The 19,613-nt window shown below is 69.5% G+C and carries 16 protein-coding genes; 9 read left to right on the top strand and 7 right to left on the bottom strand.

Annotated features, from left to right (window positions below):
* Window positions 1-133: 133 nt before the first annotated feature.
* Window positions 134-2,104 carry an ABC transporter substrate-binding protein gene (locus C475_RS04695; RefSeq protein WP_006882627.1) on the bottom strand — a complete coding sequence of 657 codons (1,971 nt, stop codon included), beginning with the start codon at window positions 2,102-2,104 and terminating at the stop codon, window positions 134-136.
* 146 nt (window positions 2,105-2,250) lie between these two features.
* Between C475_RS04695 and C475_RS04690 the strand changes: the two genes are divergently transcribed.
* From C475_RS04690 to C475_RS04655, 8 genes are all read left to right on the top strand, one after another.
* On the top strand, window positions 2,251-2,733 hold the full coding sequence (locus C475_RS04690; RefSeq protein ID WP_006882626.1) for a DUF7529 family protein: 483 nt from the start codon (window positions 2,251-2,253) through the stop codon (window positions 2,731-2,733).
* The gene (locus C475_RS04685; RefSeq protein ID WP_006882625.1) at window positions 2,730-3,731 is read left to right on the top strand and encodes a metallophosphoesterase family protein; all 1,002 of its coding nucleotides are present in this window, start codon (window positions 2,730-2,732) and stop codon (window positions 3,729-3,731) included. Before C475_RS04690 ends, C475_RS04685 begins: the two co-directional genes overlap by 4 nt.
* 158 nt (window positions 3,732-3,889) lie before the next feature.
* On the top strand, window positions 3,890-5,110 hold the full coding sequence (locus C475_RS04680) for a PstS family phosphate ABC transporter substrate-binding protein (RefSeq protein WP_006882624.1): 1,221 nt from the start codon (window positions 3,890-3,892) through the stop codon (window positions 5,108-5,110).
* A gap of 77 nt (window positions 5,111-5,187) precedes the next feature.
* The gene (pstC, locus tag C475_RS04675) at window positions 5,188-6,276 is read left to right on the top strand and encodes a phosphate ABC transporter permease subunit PstC (RefSeq protein WP_006882623.1); all 1,089 of its coding nucleotides are present in this window, start codon (window positions 5,188-5,190) and stop codon (window positions 6,274-6,276) included.
* Window positions 6,276-7,925 carry a phosphate ABC transporter permease PstA gene (gene pstA / locus C475_RS04670; protein WP_006882622.1) on the top strand — a complete coding sequence of 550 codons (1,650 nt, stop codon included), beginning with the start codon at window positions 6,276-6,278 and terminating at the stop codon, window positions 7,923-7,925. Before pstC ends, pstA begins: the two co-directional genes overlap by 1 nt.
* Window positions 7,918-8,820: a phosphate ABC transporter ATP-binding protein PstB gene (pstB, locus tag C475_RS04665; RefSeq protein ID WP_006882621.1), complete on the top strand. Its 903-nt coding sequence runs from the start codon at window positions 7,918-7,920 to the stop codon at window positions 8,818-8,820. The genes pstA and pstB overlap by 8 nt, the downstream gene beginning before the upstream one ends.
* Before the next feature lie 5 nt (window positions 8,821-8,825).
* A complete protein-coding gene (gene phoU, locus C475_RS04660) occupies window positions 8,826-9,497 on the top strand; it encodes a phosphate signaling complex protein PhoU (RefSeq protein ID WP_049930098.1) in 672 nt (223 codons plus the stop codon).
* Entirely contained in the window at window positions 9,497-10,525 is a 1,029-nt protein-coding gene (locus tag C475_RS04655) for an AbrB/MazE/SpoVT family DNA-binding domain-containing protein (protein ID WP_006882619.1), read from the top strand. Before phoU ends, C475_RS04655 begins: the two co-directional genes overlap by 1 nt.
* Window positions 10,526-10,618: 93 nt before the next feature.
* On the opposite strand, the gene C475_RS04650 is transcribed toward C475_RS04655, so the two are convergent.
* The 6 genes from C475_RS04650 to C475_RS04625 form a co-directional block, all read right to left on the bottom strand.
* Window positions 10,619-11,737 (bottom strand): hypothetical protein, encoded by a 1,119-nt coding sequence (locus tag C475_RS04650; RefSeq protein WP_006882618.1) that lies wholly within the window; start codon window positions 11,735-11,737, stop codon window positions 10,619-10,621.
* 130 nt (window positions 11,738-11,867) lie between these two features.
* The gene (locus tag C475_RS04645) at window positions 11,868-13,649 is read right to left on the bottom strand and encodes a histidine kinase N-terminal 7TM domain-containing protein (protein WP_006882617.1); all 1,782 of its coding nucleotides are present in this window, start codon (window positions 13,647-13,649) and stop codon (window positions 11,868-11,870) included.
* A 319-nt stretch (window positions 13,650-13,968) separates the two neighbouring features.
* On the bottom strand, window positions 13,969-15,726 hold the full coding sequence (gene argS, locus C475_RS04640; protein WP_006882616.1) for an arginine--tRNA ligase: 1,758 nt from the start codon (window positions 15,724-15,726) through the stop codon (window positions 13,969-13,971).
* 92 nt (window positions 15,727-15,818) lie between these two features.
* Window positions 15,819-16,487, bottom strand: a complete 669-nt coding sequence (locus C475_RS04635) for an AIM24 family protein (protein WP_006882615.1) — start codon at window positions 16,485-16,487, stop codon at window positions 15,819-15,821.
* 75 nt (window positions 16,488-16,562) lie between these two features.
* Window positions 16,563-17,366: a MinD/ParA family ATP-binding protein gene (locus tag C475_RS04630; RefSeq protein ID WP_006882614.1), complete on the bottom strand. Its 804-nt coding sequence runs from the start codon at window positions 17,364-17,366 to the stop codon at window positions 16,563-16,565.
* A 74-nt stretch (window positions 17,367-17,440) separates the two neighbouring features.
* Window positions 17,441-17,893: a hypothetical protein gene (locus C475_RS04625; RefSeq protein WP_006882613.1), complete on the bottom strand. Its 453-nt coding sequence runs from the start codon at window positions 17,891-17,893 to the stop codon at window positions 17,441-17,443.
* A gap of 170 nt (window positions 17,894-18,063) precedes the next feature.
* Here C475_RS04625 and prf1 point away from each other — a divergent pair, with 170 nt between their 5' ends.
* The gene (gene prf1 / locus C475_RS04620) at window positions 18,064-19,308 is read left to right on the top strand and encodes a peptide chain release factor aRF-1 (RefSeq protein ID WP_006882612.1); all 1,245 of its coding nucleotides are present in this window, start codon (window positions 18,064-18,066) and stop codon (window positions 19,306-19,308) included.
* Window positions 19,309-19,613: the final 305 nt, after the last annotated feature.

The raw sequence follows: 19,613 nt of genomic DNA, 5'->3' as shown, positions 1-19,613 counted from the left end.
GCCGTCGTCGCTGTTCCTGCTGGCTGGGCCCCGAACTCGTCGCGCGCTGTCGCAGATACATGTGAGATGTCGATGTCGACCGCCCCGGATCCGCCTTCGGCGGCCGGATCGGCAGCGATCCGGCCGGACCGCGTCACTCGTCGAGCGTGACCTGGTCGAACGTCTGGTTCTCCATGACGCCGTACATCTCGACGTCGACGGAGTCGTGCCACAGCCGTTGGCTGGCGGGATGCAGGAAGGGCAGCTCCTGGACGGACGCCCAGTTCATCTCCTCGACGGTCTGGAACGCCTCGTTGTGGTCTTCCTCGGAGGTGCCCTCGGCGGCGTAGTTCTCCGCCCAGGCGTCCATGGCGATCTGGCGGTACTCCTCCGTGTAGTAGCTGTTCTCGGCGCCCCAGCGGGTGAACTGCGTGGAGGGGTTGGCGCCGTAGAGGAACCGCAGGAAGTTCTGCGGGCCGGGGTACTCCATGCCGTCGCCGAGGCCGAACACCTCCATCGAGCCGGAGATGGCCTGGCTGATGATCGTCCCGAAGCTCGCCTCGGTGATCTCCATGTCGATGTACGCGGAGTTGAGCTTCGGCTGCAGCCGTGTGAACACCTGGCGGTAGCCGTCGTCGCCGGAGATGGTCGTCGCCGTGAGCGAGAAGCGGTTGTCCGGGCCGTAGCCGGCCTCCTCCATGACCGCGCGGGCGTCGTCGAGGCGTGTCTCGCCGTAGCCGTAGGGGTAGCCGTCGGCGCCGAACTCGGTGTTGGAGTTGGCGCCGCTCTCCGCGTGGGCGTCGTAGGCGGCCTCGCCGGACTGGCCGTCCTCGAAGGTGGGATAGGGCGCCGGCGGCGTGATGTGATACGCCGGCTTGCCGGTGCCCTTGTAGACGTTCTGGGCGATCTCGTGCTGGTTCATCGCGTAGGCGAACGCCCGCCGGACCGGCAGGGGGACGTTCAGCGTATTGAAGACGATGTACTCGGTCGTCAGCGCGGGGATCTCGCCGTAGTTGACCGTCGTCCCGTTCCCGAAGGAGTAGGTCCCGACAGAGCGGTTGCCGTTGCGCTCCTCGATGGAGACGTTGTCGGGGTTGAACGACGCGGTCGGCAGCGACTCGATGATGTGGGCGCTCCCGTTGCGGAAGCGGTTGAGTCGGGTCTGACCGTCGGAGACGACGGTGTAGGTGATCCCGTCGAGCTCGGGGCCCTCGCCGTAGTAGTCGTCGAACGCCGACAGCTGGATCTGGCTGCCCTTCGTCCAGGAGTCGACCTGGAAGGGGCCCAGGCCGGCGTAGGTCGGGCCGCCGTTGGCCGTGCTGAAGAACTCGTTGTACCCGTACTCGCCGTCGTATCCTTCGACGTCACCGACCGCGCCGGCCGGGAGGACCGCGAAGGCGCCGCCCGCGATCTGGTAGAGGGTGTACTGGAACGGCGAGGCCAGCGTCATCTCGAAGGTGTAGTCGTCGACCGCCTCGACCGCCAGCGACCCGGGGACGATGTCGTCCGCGGTCGCCTCGCCCGAGGGGGTCGTCCGGCTGGCGTCCCGTTCGTGCTGGATACGCATCGTCTCGCCGATGATGTCGTCCTGGTTGCGCGAGTTCTCGGACTCGGCGAGCCGGCGGAAGGAGTAGACCACGTCCTCGGCGGTCAGCTCCGACCCGTCGTGGAAGGTCACGCCCTGCTTCAGGTCGAAGGTGTAGGTCAGACCGTCCTCGGAGAGCTCGTAGCCCTCGGCCAGGGCCGGCTCCGGGGGGTACTGCCCGTCCGTGAACTCCATGAGCGAGCGACCGTACTGGTCGTAGCCCGCGCCCGACCCCTTCGCGTTGATCGGGTCCAGCGTCTGGATGTTCCCGGTCGCCATCATGTTGAGGACGCCCCCGGACCCACCCGAGGTCTCCTCGGAGTCGTCGTCCGACTCGCTGTCGTCCATCGAGCCGTCCGACCCGTCACCGCCGTCGGCCCCGTCCGACCCGGTGGAGCCGTCACCCGAACCGTCTTCGTCCGAACCGTCACCCGAACCGTCGGTCGGCGCCGACGTGTCGCTTCCACAGCCGGCGAGCAGGGACGCGGCGCCCGCGCCCGCTGCCGTGAGGAACCGACGCCGAGTCTGTTTCTCTGGCATCGGACGAACTGTCCAATTGAGCAATTAAATAGGTTTTGACTCGTAATACGTTCGAGTATTAGCCAGTATTATAGGAATATACATCAATATAGACTATTTATCTTCTCGTTCGTAACATCCATGACCCAGCAGGAAGAGGTGCAGGTATGTCGACCGAGACGGAGGGTGACACGTCCCTGTGGGGCCGGACGGTACGGGAAGCCAACGAGATGGCGTCCGAGTTGCGAACTGACGGCTGGGAGGTCGTCGTCGTCCGCGCGGGTCACGCCGCGCCGCTCTCGGCCGAGGCGGGCGAAACCGACCGCTCCGGGCTGGTGTATCTCGCCCCGGACGGCGTCGCCGAGTCACTGCCCGCGATCGCCGACCGCGGCGAGTTCGGGCAGTCGGCGGCGTTTCGGCGACGGGTCGGCACGGATCTCTTCCTCGTGACCCGGGTGAGCGACCCCGAACGGCGGCTGGCCGTCCTGCTGGTCGGCGCAGTCGACCTGAGCCAGCCGGCGGCGGCCGATCTGGCGGCCGCGGCCCGCGAGCGCGGACACCTGCGCTCGCACGTCGAACTCCTCGACGGGACGCATCTGGCCACCTTCGGGCACGACCACCCCGGGGACTTCCTGCCGGAGGACCTGTGAGCCGACCGACCGGTCCCGGCGGTCCCGGGACGGTACTGGCGCGGCTGGCGCGGCCGGCCGGCGAGCCGACACGGTTCGCGGTCGTCGCCGACCCGCACGTCGCCACCCGGGCCGAGGGCACCTCGAAGCTGTTCGAGCGGACGCGCCCGCACTTCGAGGCCGCGCTCGGGGATATCGCCGACCGCGACGTGGACGCGGTGCTGTCGCCGGGCGACCTCACCAAGGACGGCGAACCCTGGAACTACGAGGCGGTCGACGAGGTCCTCGCCGACCTCGACGCGCCCTTCCACGCGGTCCCCGGCAACCACGACGTCCCGAAGGAGGGCGACGACCACGAGACGCCCACCCTCGGACGGTTCGCCGAGCGCTACACGCCGAGCGACCCGGTCGCTCGCGGCCCCGACGGACTCTCCTACCGCGTTCAGGTGGGCGACCTCGACGTGGTCGGACTCAACAGCGCGGGGACGGCCGAGCGGCTGACCGACAGTCACGAGGGCCACGTCGACGCCGGCCAGCGAGCGTGGCTGGCCGACCAGCTCGCGGACACGAGAACTGCTATCGTGTTGCTTCACCACAATCTCCCGGAAGTGACCGGCCAGCTCGACGCCCACCGCGCGGCCGTCGAGCCCGACCTGGCAGCGATCCCGGCCATGCGTGACCCCGAACCGCTCGTCGAGACGCTCGCCGAGGGCGACGTTCCGCTCGTCCTCAGCGGCCACTACCACCTCCCGACGACCGCCGTGTCGGGGGGGTCGTCAGGGCAGAGCGCTGACGGAGTCCGCGAGATCGCGGCGCCGACGACCTGTTCGTTCCCGCAGTCGTACCTCCTCTGCGACGTGACTCCCGAGGGGACGACCGTCAGACTGGTGCCCGTCGCCGACAGTATCGGGCTCGAAACCGCCCACGCGCGCCGAACCGGCGACTCGGCGACCGCGCGCGCCCTGACCGGGATCGCCGCCGCCCGTCTCGCCGCCGCCCCGCTCGTCGACGAGCGCTGAGGCCGCCGCCCCCGGCCGAGACCGAACTATATACCGGTACGTACCGACCCCTGCAAATCGTTGTCACTCCCACCGGACCGTACCGCTCAGAGGGGTCTCGTACCGGGGGGTACCCCTATTATAAACCAGTTTACTTAGGTCCCGACTCGTTTCGGGTGATGACGCACGATTCGGAGCGTCCGGCGGACAGGGTATCGCGGCGCAAGTTCCTGCTGACATCCGGTGCCATCGGTGCGGCGGGGCTGGCAGGGTGTTCGGGCGGGAGCGAGGATACGGCGACGCCGGAGCCGGAGAACGACGGCAGCGGCTCTTCGGACGGCTCCGACGGCTCCTCGGGCGACGGGTCCGACTCCTCGGACGGCTCGGACGGCTCCTCGAGCGGTTCGAACGAACCGTCGCTGCTCACCGGCGAGGGTTCCTCGACGGTCTACCCCATCGCGAACAAAGGCTCCTCCTACTGGAACGGGAACGCCCCGCCGAGCGACGGCGAGTACTGGGGCGAAAACGACGAGGGCTCGATCCCCGGCTGGTCGGAGTTCGAGACGGACATGCACCTCGCGGACTACTTCGCGAGCCAGTACGGCTTCGAGGCGACCGGCGAGCGCTCGAACCCGCCCTACCGCGCGACCATCGGCCTGAGCCACTCCGGGACCGGCTGTGAAGCGGTCACCGACGGCCTCGTCGACATCGGCAACTCCTCCGGCCCGATCACGGCCGAACTCGGCTGGAGCGAGGAGGAGGCCAACCAGGAAGTCGTCGACCACGTCCTCGGCCGCGACGGCCAGCCGATCGTCGTGAGCCAGGACATCTACGACGCCGGGATCGACCAGCTCACCGCCGAGCAGGTCCGGAAGATCTACCAGAACGAGATCACCAACTGGTCGGAGATCGGCGGTCCGGACCAGGAGATCTTCTGCATCGGCCGCGCGGTCGGCTCGGGCACGGACACCTCCTTCCGCCTCAACATGCTCGGCGACGCCGAGGCCGAGATGCCGGGCGTCGACACCCGCCAGGGCCAGAACCAGGGCGTCGCCCAGCTCGTCCGCCAGAACGAGGGCGCCATCGCGTACATGGCGCTGGCCTTTACCGGCGAGGCGGTCCGCCCCATCGCGCTGGAGTTCGACGGCACGGTCTACGAGACCAGCAAGGACGCCGAGAACACCATCTTCGACAGCGCCTACCCGCTCAACCGTGACCTGCACATGTACACGCGGATCACCGAGGACACCCCGAGCGGGACGGACATGCGCGAGGGCGCGTTCATGCGGATGTTCCTGACGCAGTTCGGTCAGCAGGTGTTCGTCGAGGACAACAACTACATCCCGCTGCCGACCGCCGACCTCGAAGCCGAGCTGGAGAAGCTCCCCGACACCGCCTAAACCGGGCCGCTACGCGGTTTCCTTTCGATACCATGGCAACAAACCAACAGAGAGACCCCGACGGGTGGCAGTCCCGAATGGCGTCTCGGTTCGCTCGGTTCGCGGAGTTCGTACAGGACACAGACAACGACGCGGTAGCTGCGGGTGCGCTCGGTGCATTGGCGCTGGTGGGTGCGTTCGTCGGCTTCCTCGTGACCTCGCCGTACACCTCGGTGTTCCTCGCCGGCTTCCTGGTGGCAGTGGGCTACAGCTGGCTGCGACACCAGGAGCTGGCCGCACGGGGGGTCACGCTCGCGATGACCGTCTCGACGGTCGTCATCCTCGCGCTGATCACTTTCTTCATCTTCTACGAGGCGTGGCCGATCCTGCAGGCCGAGAGCGGCACGGTGTTCGGGATCTGGGTGCCCGGACTCGAGCTGTTCACCACGACGGCCTGGACGCCCGCCCAGGCGAACAAGCAGTACTCGATGCTTCCGATGATTCAGGGGACGGTGCTGGTGACGATCATCGCGACCGTCGTCGCCGGCCCGCTCGGCGTCGCGGCCGCCCTGTTCATCTCGGAGATCGCCCCGCCGGCGGTCCGCGAAGTCGTCAAGCCGGGCGTCGAGATCCTCGCGGGCATCCCCTCGATCGTCTACGGCTTCCTCGGGTTCACGGTGTTGAGCCCCTGGGCGTCCGACGCCTTTAGCTTGGTCGGCCAGGGCACATATCTCTTCGTCGGCATCGTCGTCGGCCTGATGGCGCTGCCGACGGTCGTCTCCGTCGCCGAGGACGCGATCAACAGCGTCCCCGAGTCGATGAAGAGCGGGTCGCTCGCGCTCGGGACGACCGACTGGCAGACGATGACGGCGGTCACCATCCCGACGGCCTTCTCCGGCGTATCGGCGGCCGTGCTGCTCGGTGTCGGCCGCGCAATCGGCGAGACGATGGCCGCGACGGTCATGCTGCGCAACACCCCGACGATCGCCGAGCCGCTGTACAACGTCTTCTACGGCTTCGAGACGCTCACCAGCCTCATCGCGGCCAACTACGGCTCCTCCAGCGGGCTCCAGAAGGACGCGCTGTTCGTCGCGGGCTGTATCCTCTTCGTCACGGTGCTCGTCCTCAGCATCGGCTCGCAGCTGATCGAGCGCCGCATGGACCGGAAGGTCGGGGGTGTCGAGTAATGGCGAGCGCCACCGAAACGTCGGTCGTCCGCGGGGACACCTCGACCTACGAGAGTATCGCCGCGTTGACCGTCGGCCTGGCCGCCGTCCTCTTTTTCCTCGGGCTGGCGGCGACGGTCGAACTCGTCTCGATCACCGGGACGCTCGTCGGCCTCCAGACGATGACCGCCCTCGGCCTGCTGCTGGTCTTCATGGGCGTGGCAGTGACCGGGTTCGGGCTGTTCTCCTACCAGGGGATCTTCCCGACCGAGCCCCGTGCGAGCGCGGGGTTCGTCGCCGCGGGACTGTTCGGAGCGCTGTGGGGACTGATCGGCGCGCTCGTCGCCGCCGAGACGCTGGGACTCGGCCTGGTCGGCGGCGTGGTCGGCGGTCTCGGCCTCGGCGCGGTCGCGTTCTTCGCGACCGCCCTCCCGCGAGAGGACATCGGTTCGACGCTGCCGGCCGGTGCGCTGGCGGCCTTCTTCGGGCTGGTCTTCCTGCTGGGGGTCGTCGGCCCCGAGTGGTCGTGGTCGCCGGCGAACTTCCCCGACGCGCAGGCGGTCACCTTCTTCGCGGCCACGGTGGCGCCGTTTGCGGTCATGGCGTCGTCGCTCGTCGTCGGCTGGGCGGCCGCCAAGGCGTACGGCGGCTTCGGCGCACGCGGCCGCCACCTCGGCGCGTATCTGCTCGTGTATCTCAACGCGATCGCCATCATCGCGGTGCTGGTCGCGCTCGTCGCCTTCGTCGTGTTCAAGGGCTTCGGACCGGCCACCGAAGGGATCGAGGTCGGCCTCGGCGTCGGCCCGGCGACGACCATCGGACTGCTCGGATTCAGCTTCGACATCGCCTGGCCCGTCTACTGGCCGTTCCTGATGAACGGCGCGTCGCTGTTCGCGGACATCACCGGCGTGTTCCCGGCCATCGTCGGGACGGTCTGGCTAGTGGTCGGCGCGGTCGTCCTCTCGGTGCCGCTGGGCGTCGGCGCGGCGATCTTCCTCACGGAGTACGCCGAGCAGGGCCGGTTCACGAACGTCGTCGAGGTCGCCACGAACGCGCTGTGGTCCACGCCGAGCATCGTCTTCGGCCTGTTCGGCGCCGCGTTCCTGGTGCCCCGCTTTACCCCCCGACCCCAGAAGTCGCTGCTGGCGGGGATGATCACGCTGGGGTTCATGCTGTTGCCGCTGGTGGTCATCACGGCCCGCGAGGCGATGATCGCGGTGCCCGACGAGTACCGCGACGCCAGCGCGGCGCTGGGCGTCTCGAAGTGGCAGACGATCCGCAGCGTCGTCCTGCCGGCGGCGATGCCGGGCGTCGTCACCGGGGTCATCCTCGGCGTCGGGCGCATCGCCGGCGAGACGGCCCCGCTGTTGCTGACGATGGGCGGGGGGTCGTTCATCCCCGCCGGCCAGCGGGCGAAGGTACTGAACAGCTTCCAGCTGTCGCTGTCGCCCCCGTTCGTCACCAACCCCGAACTCACGCAGGCGACGACGGCGCTGCCCTACCAGCTCTGGCAGGTGGTCCTGACCGGCACCGGCCAGACCGCCGGCGTCAACGACGTCACCGCCTTCGGCTGGGGGACCGCGCTGGTCCTGCTGGGCGTCGTCCTCGCCTTCTACGCGGTCGGTATCGCCACGCGACAGTACTTCCGGAGCAAACTGACCTATGAGTGAGACAGAGCCACAGGCGGAGAGCACAGCGCGCTCGTCGGCGACGACGACGGGCGAGACAGACGAGCGGATCCGCGAGGAGTGGAGCGACTACTCCTTCACGGGCGAGGCGAAGCTCAGCGTCTCCGATCTGGACGTGTACTACGGCGACGACCACGCGCTGAAGGACGTCTCGATGGACATCCCCGAGGAGAGCGTCACCGCGCTCATCGGCCCCTCGGGCTGCGGGAAGTCTACCTTCCTCCGGTGTCTCAACCGGATGAACGACCGGATCAAGGCCGCCAGCATCGACGGCTCGGTGAAACTCGACGACGAGGAGATCTACCAGGACGGCGTCGACCTGGTCGAGTTGCGCAAGTCGGTCGGCATGGTGTTTCAGGCGCCCAACCCGTTCCCGAAGTCGATCCGCGACAACATCACCTACGGGCCGCGCAAACACGGCGACCTGGACACGGGGCTGCTCGCGCGACTCACCGGCCGCGACGACAGCGAGACCGCCGACGAACTCGTCCACCGGGCGCTCGAGCAGGCGGCCATCTGGGACGAGATCAAAGACCGGCTGGACGACAACGCGATGGGGCTGTCGGGCGGTCAGCAACAGCGGCTCTGTATCGCCCGCTGTCTCGCCGTCGACCCCGACGTGATCCTCATGGACGAGCCGGCCTCGGCGCTGGACCCGGTCGCCACCTCGAAGATCGAGGACCTCATCGAGGACCTGGCCGAGGACTACACGGTCGTCGTCGTCACGCACAACATGCAGCAGGCCGCCCGGATCTCCGACCAGACCGCCGTCTTCCTCACCGGCGGCAAGCTCGTCGAGTACGACGACACCGACAAGATCTTCGAGAACCCCGAGAGCCAGCGCGTCGAGGACTACGTCACCGGGAAGTTCGGGTGATCGCGGTGACGCGCGAGGGATACCGGGCGGATCTCGACGACCTCCGGTCGGACGTACGTGCGCTCGGCGACGACGCGCTCGTCCAGCTCGACGACGGGCTGACCGCGCTGGAGACCGGCGAGGACGACCTCGCCGAGGCAGTGATCGACGGCGACGCCGCGATCAACGACCGGTATCTCGCCCTGGAGGGCGACTGCATCGACCTGCTCGCGCTCCAGCAGCCCGTCGCGTCGGACCTGCGGTTCGTCGCCGCCTCGTTCAAGATCCTGACGGATCTGGAACGCGTGGGCGACCTGGCGACCAACCTCGGCCGCTACGCGCTGGCGGCCGAGCGGCCGGCCGACGAGGTCGACGTGCAGGCGATCGGCACCGACGCTCGCGACCAGGTGTCAGCGGCACTGGACGCTTACGAGGACGGTGACGCGGACGCCTGCCGGGCGGTCGCCGCTCGCGACGACGAGCTCGACGCCCACTGCCAGCGCGCCAGCGAGCGGGTCGTCCGCGACCTCCTCGAAGGCGAAGCCGGTGACGACTCCTGGGCGGTCGAGCGGGTACTGGACGACGTGTCCCGGCTACTCCTTACGATCCGGGACCTCGAACGCGTCGGCGACCACGGGGTCAACGTCGCCGCGCGGACGCTGTACATGCTGGACAACGACCCCGAGTTGCTCTACTGATGCAGACGCGCAAACTCCAACAGGTCGGCGGCGGCACGTACACGGTGTCGATCCCCAAAGAGTGGGCGAACGACCACCAGCTCGAAGCGGGCATGGAGCTGTATCTGACCACCCACAGCGACGACTCGATCGTCCTCCGGGCCGCTGAGAAGGACGTCGACGAGCTGGCCACGGCGACCGTCGCGGTCGACGGCGACGAGTCCGCGCTGGTCCGGCGTGCCCTCCAGGCCGCCCACGCCGTCGGCTTCGAGACGGTCACGCTCGAACCGACCGGCGCGTTCACCGACGAGCAGCGTCGGGCCGCCCGCTCGGTCGTCCGGAACCTCGTCGGCACCGACCTGCTGGTCGCGAACGACGAGGAGATCACCGTCCAGCACCTCCTCGACGCCGCGAACGTCTCGGTCCGCCAGTCGGTCGTCCAGTTGCAGTTCACCGCGCTGTCGATCCACCGCACCGCGACCGACGCGCTCGTCGACGCCGACGCCGACGCCTACGAGCGGCTCCGCGGGCGCGCCGACGAGGCCGATCGACTCTTTCGAATGGTCGCGCGCCACCTCTCGCGGTCGCTCGTCTCGCTGGAGGAGATCGACCGCCTCGGGCTCACCCGCCCGACGCTGTTCGACTACTACGTCACCGCCCGCCAGCTGGAGGGCGTCGCCCGGCAGGGCGTCGGGGTCGCCCGCACCGCCCGCCGGCTCCCGGAACCGCTGCCCGACCCGGTGGCCGAGAACGTCCGCGAGGCCGCCGAGTCCGCCCGGACGGTCGTCGAGTCGTCGACGACCGCCGTCCTCGACGACGCCGACGAGGGGCTGACCGCGATCGCCCTCGACGGCCACGAGCGGGCCGTCGCCGAGATCGAGGCCGTCGACGCGGCGCTGTTCGACGAGGCGACCGACCCCTTCGACGGCTCGACCGCCGCGACCGTCGCGCTGGCGCGCGCGCTCGACCGCCTCACCCGCACCGCCGACCGCGGCGCCGCCGTCGCCGGCGTGGCCGCCCGCGCCGCCGTCCGCGACCGGAACGTCTGATCGCAGCCCGCCGACGCGCTGGCTCGTTCTCTATCGCTCCGCAGGAAACCGAGTAGAACAGTCGTCACTGCCGTCGACGGCCGACCGCGCTCGCTACGCGCCGGCGTCGAGGCCGTCGCGGTGGTCCTCGATCGCCGACTGCACGACGCCCCAGTCGACCGGCGGTTCGCAGTCGTCGAGCTCGGACTCGACGGCGGCGACCGCCTCGCCGAAGCGGTCGGTCCACTCGGATTCGGCGACCGCGTCGAGGCGCTCACCCAGCTCCGCGTGGCAGCGGTCGAGGTCGTCGAGCCGGGCCGCCAGGTCGTCCAGTCCGCCCTCCTCGACGGGGTCTGCGCCCGCACGGTCGGCCCACGTCCGCAGGTCGCCCAGTTCCGCCCGCAGGTCCGCGAGGGAGAGGCCGGTCGCCCGGTGGCTGAGCGTCGCGTCGAACCAGGTCTGGGCGGGCTCGTCCGCGTCCGCGGGGCGGCCTCCTGCGATGTCGCCGTCGGCGTCCCCGGCGGTTTCCAGCGCCTCGATGTGGTCGACGGCGGTCGACAGTTCGTCGAGCGAGGTGGCGAGCGCGTCGACGTCCTCGCCGAGTTCGCGGACGCGGACGGCGTGGCTGTCGAGCCACCGCTCGAACTCCTCCAGGTCGAACTGGATCTCGTCGGCGGTCCGCTGGACCTCCCGCGCCCGTTCGTCGACCCGGCGGAGACCGTCGGCGACGGGGAACCGTGCCGCGGGGTCCTCTCGGTCGTCGACCACCGACTGGAGGGCCGGCCCGAGGGCGGCGGCGCGGTCCTCGACGGCGGCCACCTCGGCCTCGAAGCCGTCTAGTCGAGCCTGGACTGTCGACAGGTCGGGCGCCGAGGCGGCGGCCTCGCTGGCGTCGTCGAGCGCGATGGTGGCGAGTTCCGCCCGCGTCTCCGCGGTCGTGAGCACCTTCGAGGTCAGCTTCAGCGACTCTCGAAGGCCCTCTCGGCTGACGACACCGTCGGCGGCGGCGAACGACAGCGCGGTCCGAACGGGCTCCGGGTCGCGAGCGGGATCGCGGGCGCGGACGCGCTCGACGGCCTCGTCGACCGCGAGCCCGTCGAGCGTCCCACCGTCGGGCCGCTCGTCCGAGGCGTCGGCCCCGTCGGCGTGGGTGCCGACTCCCTCGCCGGTCGCGTCGGTTCCGTCGCTCCCTGTCCCGTCGGCTGCGTCGGTGCCGTTCGTAGTGTCGCTCATGGTAGCTGTCGACGCGCCGAACTCCGACTGTTCGGCCGCATCAGATAGCCGTTGCTACCGGAGCGGCGGATAAGACGGTGACTAAGTTCGCTATATCGATCGGCGTTGAGGTACGTCCCTCTACAGAGAGCTATGTATCTATGGCGGCCGGTGCGGGGTCGGGGACGCCCCCGTCGAAGCCGCCGGGACCGTCGGGGAGGCGGACGGTGACGACGGTCCCGTCGTCGGTGTCGAAGGAGACGGTACCGCCGAGGGAGTCGATGCTCCACTGGACGACCCAGAGGCCGATGCCGGTGGCGTGTTCGAGCTGGGTCTCGGCGCCCGCGTCGAGCGGGGCCAGCTCTCCGTCGGGGATCCCCGGTCCGTCGTCGGCGACGGCCACCCGGAGTTCGCCGCCGTCGACGGTCGCCGTCACGGAGACGGTGGCGTCCTCGACGTGTTCGACGGCGTTCTCGACGAGGTTGGCGACAACGATGCGGAGCAGTTCAGGGTCGGTCGCGGGGGCCGCGTCGCCGTCGGCGGTCACGTCGATCCGGGCGGCCCCATCGCGGTAGTCCGCGACCGCGCCGGTGAGAACGGTTTCGAGGTCGACCGACCGGTAGCGCGGGCCGTCGCGGCGGCACTGCTCGAAGGTGCGGGCCTTCTCGCCGATGTCGATGAGTTCGCGCGCGCTGCTGTCGATGATGTCCGCGATGTCGCTGAGGCGTTCGTCGTCGCTCCGGTCGGCGATGAGTTCGGCGTTGCCGGCGACGGCGGTCATCTTGTTGCGCAGGTTGTGCCGGAGCACGCGATTGAGCACGTCGAGGCGCTGCTCGCGGCGCCGTTCGCGGGTCACGTCCTGGAAGACGAGCGTCGTGCCCACCGAGGCGCCCTTCGGGTCGCTCAGCGTCGACCGCGAGACGAGGAACTCCCGGCGGCGCCCGTCCGAGCGGACGGTGACGAGTTCGTCCGCTTCGCCGGGCTCGGAGCCCGTCGGCGCGCTCGGGTCGGCGCCGTCCGTGCCCACGCCGCCGTCGGCCACCGGGTCGGCGTCGATGTCGACCAGCGAGGAGACCGAGGTTCCCAGGAGCGTCGGCCCGTCGGAGCCGTCGTCGAGTAGCGGGTCGGCGGCATCGTTGTAGTCGACGACGCGGGCGTCGGGGTCGAGCACGAGCACGGGCGTCCCGATGTCGTCGATGGCGGTGCGGTCGGCGGCCCGGCGGGTGGTCGGGTTCGTCTCGAACATGCCGCTGCCGACGAACGCGTAGGCGTCCAGCAGGACGTGCGGGACGAACAGCACCGCGACGAAGGCCAGCGAAGGGTCGGGTCCGAGGCCGAAGGCCCACATCGCGACCCCGATCGTCGGCGTGACGGCACTGAGCGCGACGGTGGCGGCCTCCCGTCGGTACAGAGGCCCGTAGCTCAACACCGTGTCGACCAGCAGGGCCACCGCGACGCCCGCCGTTCCCGTGCCGAGAGCGAACGCGAACAGGCCCCACGGTTCGAGCGCGTAGGACACCGTCACTGCGGGGCCCGTCGACTCGACTCGAAACGCCCGCAGGACCACGTCGTTGATCGGCGCCGTCGCGACGACGAGCGAGGTCAACGCCGCGACCGGCACCATCGTCCACCCGTCCAGCAGTCCGCTCCGCCCGGTGTACTCCAGCGCGAACGCCAGGAACAGCGGCCCGACCCACGCCAGCGCCGCCCAGGTCAGCGACTCCATACCGAGCCGGGCTCCCGGCTCCGAGACCGCCAGCGACACGCCCGCCAGCAGACAGAACAGCCCCTGTGCGACCAGCGTCGCGACGAGCCAACCGGCCCCCGGCTTGCCGAGGTGGCGCCGCAGGTAGGCGACCAGAGCGAACGTCCCGCCCGCCGCGGCCAGCGACCCGATCGCCAGCCACGACGAGAGTGCTGCGATTCCGCTCACACTTTTCCCACGTTCCCTCTCGGCGTCAGTGTCGTACCTAACCAGGTAGGTTCCGGACGCCCGGGCCCCGGCCAGCAGGTATTAGTCAGTAGGCTGTGAATTAGGCGGCGATGGCAACGACCGGACCGACAGCGTGCGCCGTCGTGGTGATCGGGCGATGAGCGCGCGGGACGGCGCGGACGAGCCCGTGCCCGCGTGGTGGATAGTCGCCTTTCTCGTACTCGCGCTCGCGACGCTGGCCGGCGTCCTGATCGCGCTCGGCGGGCTGTGACCCAGCGCGGCCGGCCGCGTCCCGACTCGGACCGCCGAGCGCCCCGACTTACATCGAGTCCGGCGCGGCGACGCCCAGCAGTCCGAGGGCGTTGCCGACCGTCTCGCGGGCGGCGGCGACCAGCGCGAGGCGGGCCCGGCGGGTCTGCTCGTCCTCGGCGGTCAGGACGGGGCACTCCCGGTAGAACCCGTTGAACTGCTCGGCGAAGCCGCGCGTGTAGGTGGCGACGCGGTGGGGCTCCAGTTCCTCGCCCGCCTCTTCGACGACCGCGGGGAAGCGAGCGATCGTGCGGAGGAGGTCCCGCTCGGCGTCCGTGTCGAGCAGGTCCGGGTCGACCGTCTCTGCCGGTTCGAGCCCCTCGCCCTCGGCCTCGCCGAGGATGCCGCAGGCCCGGGCGTGGACGTACTGGACGTACGGCGCCGACTGGGCCTCGAAGTCCAGCGCGCGCTCCCACTCGAAGGTGATCGACTTGGTGGGCTGTTTCGAGACGATGTCGTAGCGCACGGCGCCGGTCCCGACCTGTTCGGCGATGCGCTCCACGTCGTCCTCGCCGAGGTCGTCGTCGCGCAGGCGGTCGTCCAGCCGCTCTTCGACCTCGTCGCGGGCGCGGTCGATGGCCTCGTCGAGCAGGTCGTCGAGGTCGACGCCGGTCCCCTCGCGGGTGGACATCCCCTCGCCACCGGGGAGGTTCACCCACGAGTAAAAGACCTGGTCCAGCCGGTCGGTGTCGTGGCCCAGCAGCTCCAGCGTCTCGTTGAGCTGCTCGAAGGTGAGCTTGTGGTCCTCGCCGATGACGGTGACGGCGCGGTCGTACTCCTCGAACTTCCACTCGTGGTGGGCGATGTCGCGGGTCGTGTAGAGGGTGGTGTCGTCCGAGCGCAGGAAGACGAGGTTCTTGTCGAAGCCCGGCAGGTCGAGCTGCCAGGCGTCCTCTTCGTAGACGGCCTCGTCCAGGTCCTGCAGGCGCTCGACCACGTCGTCGGTCGCGCCCGAGCGCATGAACCGCGTCTCCTTGACGAACTCGTCGAACTCCGCTGGGAGGCGCGCGAGCGTCTGGGTCATCCCCGCCAGTACCTGGTCGACGACCTCGCCGACGCGCTCGTAGGTCGCCTCGTCGCCGGCTTCCAGCCCCTGCATGATGGCCTCGATCTCGGCTTCGGCGGCTTCCTCCTCGTCGGGGTCGGCGTCTTCGAGGTAGGCGTTGCCCGCGCGGTAGTAGCGGACCAGGTCGTAGTCGGGCTTGTCGCGGTCGGGTTCGGGCAGGTCGCTCTCGTCGAAGGTCTCGTAGGCCCAGGTGAACACGGCGACCTGGCGGCCGGCGTCGTTGACGTAGTAGTGGGTGTCCACGTCGTAGCCGGCGAAATCGAGCACGCGGGCCAGCGCGTCGCCGACGATGGGGTTGCGCGCGCGGCCGACGTGGACCGGCCCGGTCGGGTTCGCCGAGGTGTGTTCGACGACGACGGAGGTGTCGCGGTCGTCGAGGCGGCCGTACTCGGACGACTGGGCGCGCTCGACGGTGTCGGAGAGGTACCGGTCGGCCGGGAAGAAGTTGATGTAGGGACCCTGGGTGGCGACGCCGCCCAGGTACTCGTAGTCGGCGGGGTCGATCTCCGACGCCACGTCGGCGGCCACCTTCGGCGGCGGCGCGCCGACCTCGCCCGCCAGGCGGAAGGCGACGCTGGAGGCGACCGCGGCGTCGACGTCCTCGGGCGGGCGCTCGATGCCCAGGTCCTCGGTCGGCAGGTCGAGCGCCGAGAGGGCCGCTCCCAGGGCGTCCTCGACTTCCGAGCGCAGGGAGAGATACATACCTCCCGGTTTTCGAGCGGCGGATATAGGAATGACGAATGTCGCCGGGTCGAGCCCGGCGGGTTACGCGGTACGACGACCGACGGCCGAGTCTACTGCCCGCCCGGCCCCTCCTCGTAGGGCTGGACGACGACGAAGCCCTCCGAGCCCTCGAAGGCGAGCTGGTAGGTCTCGCCCGAGGACTGGCCGACCGCGTCGCTCAGGCTGCGGTCGGTCTCGATGCCCGGCGAGAGGTTCGCGCTCCAGGCGACGGTCGCGTCGGGGTCGGTCCGCACGGGCGGCTCCAGGACGAGCGGGTCGCCGTGGGTCGTGATCGCCACCGTGCCCGGCCCGGAGAGGAAGACGTTGGTCAGCCCGGCGGCGGAGGCGCCGCCGATGCTGCCGATCGTGTTGATCTCGTAGTCCACGTCGGCGCCGAACGCGAGCACGTCCTCGCCGTTGACCGAGATCGACTCGCCGGCGTCGAGGTCGAGGAGCTGGATCCGCTTCTCGCGGTCGGCCACGTAGACGTGGCCCCGCCCTTCGACCTCCATCACGGGCGTCCCCTCGCTGGAGGCGGCCTCCTTGATGAAGCCGGTGAGCCCCCCCTCGGCGGAGGACTTGCCGGTGAAGGACAGATCGCCCTCGTAGGCGACCATCGCGCCGGCCTTGGTCATGACAGCTCCGTCGACAGCGATGTCGAGGAGCTTGCTGTTCTCCAGTTGGAACGAGTCGCCGCCCTCGTCGGGGGCGTTCTCGCTGACGAAGTCGTCGAGTTGCATGGACCAATCCAGAGCCGCGTGTGCGGCTCTACGCGGGGGTGGGGCCGCCGTCGTCAAATAAGTACGTGCTACCGGTCAGCCGAACAGCCCGAAACGGCCGCCCGAGTCGTCGTCTTCGTCCTCCTCGTCGTCGTCGACGAACCAGTCGCGGTCGACGGCGGTCTCGATCTCGTCGATCTCGGTCCCCTGGAAGAAGATGCCGATCAGGCGTTCGGTCAGCCGGACGTAGGCGTCGGCGGCCGGGCTGGGCGGGGCGTTGAGCACGAGCGGCTCGTCGGCGGTCGCCTCGATGTCGTCGGGGATCACCGCCAGGAGTTTGGAGTCGAACCGCTCGGCGATGGCCTCCACGTCGGTCTCGGTGGTCGTCCGGTTGAGGACGGTGCCGATGACGTTCCCGTCGACGCGCTCGGCGAGTTCGGCCGTCTTGATGGCGTCGCCGACGGCCACGTCGTCGGGCGTCGTGATGAGAACGACGCCGTCCGCGAGGCCCAGCGGGACGGTGGTCTCGTGGCTGAGGCCGGCGCCGGTGTCGATGAGGACCACGTCGTAGGCGTTGCGCAGCGTCTTGATGACCTTCTTGAGCTTCGCGGGGTCGGCGTCGGCGAACGCCTCGAGGCTCTGCTCGCCGGGGATGATCGTGATCCCGCCCTGCACGTCGGTCAACGCGTCGCTGACTGCGCGGCCGCCGGCGAGGACCTGGTGAACGCTGGTCTCCGGTTCGACGCCGAGCATCGCACCGAGGTTCGCCATGCCCAGGTCGGCGTCGACGACGACCACGTCGTAGCCTTCCTCCTCCATGGCCGCCGCGACGTTGACCGCCGTCGTCGTCTTGCCGACACCACCTTTCCCACCGGCAACTGTGCAGACGTAGCCCGCCATTGTATTAGGTCAAATCACGGGTGCCACATAAACCCGCCGTCCGTTCTGACGGCCGTCGGACGCCCGTCGGCCGCTCAGACCAGGGCGAGGACGTTCGAGACGTGGATCGCGACCAGCTGGAGGCCGCGGGCGGCCGCGACCGTCGGGACGACGAGCCGCCACGGGTCCCGCGAGCGACCCCCCACGGTCGGGTAGTACCGCCAGATGCCGACAAGCAGCGCCACCGCCAGTCCCTTCTGGACGACCAGCCCGGCGTAGCCGAGGTGAGCGAGGAAGGCGCGGGCGACCGGGTTGGCCTCGAACCCCCCGAGCGCGAGGACGGCCGTCGTCAGTCCCGTATCGCCCAGCGCGTAGACGACGAGCGCGAGCGCCCACGTCCCCGCGGTCACCGGCCGGTAGCGGGGGTCGACAGTCAGGAACCAGGCGCGCAGCCGCGCGCCGACCGGCCAGTCGCCGACGCGGCCGCCGACTGCGCCGGCTACCCGTCCGTAGGTCCCGTCGTCGTCCGCCGTCGCGTCCGGACTCATGAGACACCCACTCACGCCGACCGCTCACCGCTGGTCGCTCCACCCACCACGGGGAGCGACGCTCGCAGCGCGTGCGTGTGACTACGTCGCGCACCGGTTCCCTTAGACGTTGCGGCGGCCGGCCGGAGAGGTCAACACTTACTTAGCCCCGAGCGCCCGAAACATGGACGATGAGTGAGCACGCAGAACAGTCGGACAAACAGAAATACGAGTTCCGCAAGGTCATCGAGGAGCTCAAGGGCTACAGCGGGTCGGGGACACAGCTGGTCTCGATCTACATCCCGGAGGACCGCCAGATCAGCAGCGTCGTCGCCCATGTCACCCAGGAGCACAGCGAGGCCTCCAACATCAAGTCCAAGGACACCCGCACGGCCGTCCAGGACGCCCTGACCTCGATCAAGGACCGACTGCGCTACTACGACACCTTCCCCCCGGACAAGGGGATGGTCGTCTTCTCGGGGTCGATCGACACCGGCGGCGGCCGCTCGGAGATGGTCACCCGCACCCTCGAGAGTCCGCCGCAGCCTATCGAGTCGTTCCGCTATCACTGCGATTCGGATTTCCTCACCGAGCCGCTGGAGGAGATGCTCGCCGACAAGGGCCTGTTCGGCCTGATCGTTCTCGACCGGCGAGAGGCTAACGTCGGCTGGCTCCGCGGCAAGCGCGTCGAGCCCGTCAAGTCCGCCTCCTCGCTCGTGCCGGGCAAGCAGCGAAAGGGTGGTCAGTCCGCCCAGCGATTCGCCCGCCTGCGCCTCGAAGCCATCGACAACTTCTACCAGGAGGTCGCGGGGATGGCCAACGATCTGTTCGTCGACCAGCGCCACGAGATGGACGGCGTCCTCGTCGGCGGCCCGTCGCCGACCAAAGACGAGTTCCTCGACGGCGACTACCTCCACCACGAACTCGGCGACATGGTGCTCGGGAAGTTCGACGTGGCCTACACCGACGAGTCCGGCCTCCACGACCTCGTCGACTCGGCCCAGGACGTGCTCGACGAGTACGAGATGCTCCAGGACAAGAAGTACATGGAGCAGTTCTTCGACGAGCTCCACGACGGCGACCTGGCGACCTACGGGTTCGGCCCCACCCGCGAGAACCTCAATATGGGCGCCGTCGAGACCCTGCTGCTCAGCGAGGATCTGCGACAGGACGTGGCCGTCTACGACTGCCCCAGCGGCCACACCGAGCGGGAACTGCTCGGCCAATCCGAAGCGCTCGACGACGACAGGGCCTGTGACCGCTGCGGCGAGGAGATGGAGGCCGAGCGCGACGACGCCATCGACCACCTGATGGAACTCGCCGAACAGCGCGGCACCGAGACGTACTTCGTCTCGACGGACTTCGAGAAGGGCGAACAGCTCCTCTCGGCGTTCGGCGGCATCGCCGGCATTCTGCGGTACTCCACCGGCGTCTAAGCTCCGCGTTGCTCACCGTTCTCAGTCGATTCCCCGCCCGACCAGCCGCGTCGCCGCCGCTGGACGACCGGCGGTGAGACTCGCGAGTAACCGGACGGTACCGAAAGGGAGAGAGTGTCGCCGGCGTACCCGGGAGGCGGGGGGGGGAGAGTGCCTCCGTCGGGCCACCACCGGCGACGCGAAATGGGTGCTGGTGGTAAGGGGGGATTGGGGGGAGGCGACGACGGGTCCTACGTGTCGTCGCGGCGGCACCTGGCGTCGATGCCGCGTATTTCGGTACGACCCCGCGATGTAAATGCGGTACA

Origin of the sequence: Halosimplex carlsbadense 2-9-1, from assembly GCF_000337455.1 — an archaeon.
GTDB classification, from domain to species: domain Archaea; phylum Halobacteriota; class Halobacteria; order Halobacteriales; family Haloarculaceae; genus Halosimplex; species Halosimplex carlsbadense.
This window is presented reverse-complemented; position numbering and strand designations above follow the sequence as displayed.

Excerpts from the sequence above, each read along its gene's own strand:
- argS (WP_006882616.1), bottom strand. The coding sequence starts at position 15,726 with ATGTATCTCTCCCTGCGCTCGGAAGTCGAGGACGCCCTGGGAGCGGCC.
- C475_RS04690 (WP_006882626.1), top strand. The coding sequence starts at position 2,251 with ATGTCGACCGAGACGGAGGGTGACACGTCCCTGTGGGGCCGGACGGTA.
- C475_RS04635 (WP_006882615.1), bottom strand. The coding sequence starts at position 16,487 with ATGCAACTCGACGACTTCGTCAGCGAGAACGCCCCCGACGAGGGCGGC.
- prf1 (WP_006882612.1), top strand. The coding sequence starts at position 18,064 with ATGAGTGAGCACGCAGAACAGTCGGACAAACAGAAATACGAGTTCCGC.
- pstC (WP_006882623.1), top strand. The coding sequence starts at position 5,188 with ATGGCGTCTCGGTTCGCTCGGTTCGCGGAGTTCGTACAGGACACAGAC.
- C475_RS04625 (WP_006882613.1), bottom strand. The coding sequence starts at position 17,893 with ATGAGTCCGGACGCGACGGCGGACGACGACGGGACCTACGGACGGGTA.
- C475_RS04695 (WP_006882627.1), bottom strand. The coding sequence starts at position 2,104 with ATGCCAGAGAAACAGACTCGGCGTCGGTTCCTCACGGCAGCGGGCGCG.
- C475_RS04680 (WP_006882624.1), top strand. The coding sequence starts at position 3,890 with ATGACGCACGATTCGGAGCGTCCGGCGGACAGGGTATCGCGGCGCAAG.
- C475_RS04655 (WP_006882619.1), top strand. The coding sequence starts at position 9,497 with ATGCAGACGCGCAAACTCCAACAGGTCGGCGGCGGCACGTACACGGTG.
- pstB (WP_006882621.1), top strand. The coding sequence starts at position 7,918 with ATGAGTGAGACAGAGCCACAGGCGGAGAGCACAGCGCGCTCGTCGGCG.
- pstA (WP_006882622.1), top strand. The coding sequence starts at position 6,276 with ATGGCGAGCGCCACCGAAACGTCGGTCGTCCGCGGGGACACCTCGACC.
- C475_RS04630 (WP_006882614.1), bottom strand. The coding sequence starts at position 17,366 with ATGGCGGGCTACGTCTGCACAGTTGCCGGTGGGAAAGGTGGTGTCGGC.
- C475_RS04650 (WP_006882618.1), bottom strand. The coding sequence starts at position 11,737 with ATGAGCGACACTACGAACGGCACCGACGCAGCCGACGGGACAGGGAGC.